1 protein-coding gene is annotated in these 1,325 nt (G+C 59.8%); it reads right to left on the reverse strand.

Features of this window, described 5'->3' with window-relative positions:
* Positions 1–112: 112 nt before the first annotated feature.
* On the reverse strand, positions 113–1,069 hold the full coding sequence (cysK, locus tag NW843_RS13335; RefSeq protein WP_011433569.1) for a cysteine synthase A: 957 nt from the start codon (positions 1,067–1,069) through the stop codon (positions 113–115).
* Positions 1,070–1,325 lie beyond the last annotated feature (256 nt).

Below are 1,325 nucleotides of genomic sequence, written 5' to 3' on the forward strand. Positions count from 1 at the left end.
GGCACTAGATCCTAAGTCTAGCGCGTCTGCCGTTCCGCCACGTCACTCTCACCCATGCTAGCTCGCCCTCTGGGCCAGGGCGACCTGTAGGGCAGCAGTCTCAGCATCATCGTCATCTCGAATCGGAATCCCGCTCCAAGTCGCGAAAAAGAGGTGTGCTCAGGTAGCGTTCCCCAAAACTAGGCTGGATCATTACAATCCGCTTGCCAGCGTTTTCCGGTCGCCGCCCCACCTGGATGGCTCCCGCCAAGGCAGCCCCAGTGGAAATGCCGGAGAGGATCCCTTCTTCTTTGGCCAGGCGCCGGCTGTAAACCATGCTCTCTTCATCTTCCACTGGGATCACCTCATCCAGCAGGTCGCGCCGCAGCACATCAGGCACGAATCCCGCTCCGATCCCTTCAATGCGATGAAAGCCGGGCCGTCCACCACTCAAGACGGCACTGGCCTTGGGTTCAACGGCCACCAGTCGAATGGCTGGGTTTTTCCCCTTCAAAAACTCGCCCGCCCCCGTGATGGTGCCGCCGGTACCTACCCCTGCCACCAGGATATCCACTTGACCATCGGTATCTTCCCAAATTTCCGGGCCGGTGGTTCTGGCATGGATCCGGGGGTTGGCGGGATTGGTGAACTGGCCCAACATGTAAGCGTTGGGAGTGCGGCGGACGATCTCTTCAGCCTTCCAGATGGCTTCCCCCATGCCGCCGGCGCTACTGGCCAGGTGCACCTCTGCTCCGTAGGCTTTCAACAGCAGTCGCCGCTCCAGGCTCATGCTCTCAGGCATGACGATGATGAGCCGGTAACCCTTGGCAGCAGCGGCCATGGCCAGGCCAATGCCGGTATTGCCAGAGGTGGGCTCCACCAAGATGGTCTTGCCGGGGGTGATCAAACCGGCCTGTTCGGCAGCCTCGATCATGCTGACGGCAATGCGGTCTTTCACCGAAGCGGCAGGGTTAAAGCTCTCCAATTTCACCACGATCTCGGCCAGGCACCCCTCCGATTGCGGGATCCGATTCAACCGCACCAGCGGGGTGCGACCGATGAGCTGGGTGATGTTGGCGGCGATTTTCATGGCTAACAAAAAGGAAGAAACCATCGCGGCAGTGGGCCCTAGCCCTTAACTCCGGAGCAACCAAGGGCCTTACGCGAGGCTAACCCTTGAATAAGCTCCTTGGCGTGCCCCTTTCAGCTTACTAGCGCAGGAGCCCCGCCCTCTGTCCACAGGGCGAGGGTCGGGAAGAATGCGGAGTTACGATGATATAACCATGACCCAAGTCCTGACCATTTCCTGCAAGCTCAAGGTGTCCCAGTCGCAAGCCGCAAAGTTG

This window comes from Synechococcus sp. R5-12 (assembly GCF_047502655.1).
Taxonomy (GTDB): Bacteria; Cyanobacteriota; Cyanobacteriia; order Thermostichales; family Thermostichaceae; genus Thermostichus.

Coding starts and splice junctions, on each gene's coding strand:
- cysK (WP_011433569.1), bottom strand. CDS start 1,069: ATGAAAATCGCCGCCAACATCACCCAGCTCATCGGTCGCACCCCGCTG.